This window comes from Acetobacter estunensis (assembly GCF_019083805.1).
GTDB lineage: Bacteria > Pseudomonadota > Alphaproteobacteria > Acetobacterales > Acetobacteraceae > Acetobacter > Acetobacter estunensis_A.
Genome location: NZ_JAHRDV010000152.1, coordinates 1 through 244, shown reverse-complemented (window position 1 = coordinate 244; position 244 = coordinate 1). Strand labels below are relative to the sequence as shown.

Below are 244 nucleotides of genomic sequence, written 5' to 3'. Positions count from 1 at the left end.
ACCCAGTCCGAAAAAACCTGCCACACGCCGCCGGTTTTCAGTGATATGAACTGGATCGTCCCCCGACTTAGTAGAACAGTTCAGGCTGGCGTAAGGACCCTCCGACACACCGCCGATCCGGGTGAAGGTGCTGCCGCGGACGCCATGGTGACGACGCGGGACGACGTAGCGCTTGGCGTCATCACAGCGGATTGCGGTCCGGTGCTGTTTGCCTCTCGTGATGGATGTGTGGTTGGCGCGGCCC

The 244-nt window shown here is 61.9% G+C and carries 2 protein-coding genes; one reads left to right on the top strand and one right to left on the bottom strand.

The window, feature by feature from the left end; translation table 11 throughout:
- The coding region (locus tag KUA11_RS17330; RefSeq protein WP_217412299.1) for a laccase domain-containing protein at positions 1 to 192 on the bottom strand (192 nt) is incomplete at its 3' end.
- Between KUA11_RS17330 and KUA11_RS17655 the strand changes: the two genes are divergently transcribed.
- The coding region (locus tag KUA11_RS17655; protein ID WP_368041057.1) for a laccase domain-containing protein at positions 145 to 244 on the top strand (100 nt) is incomplete at its 3' end. The genes KUA11_RS17330 and KUA11_RS17655 overlap by 48 nt on opposite strands.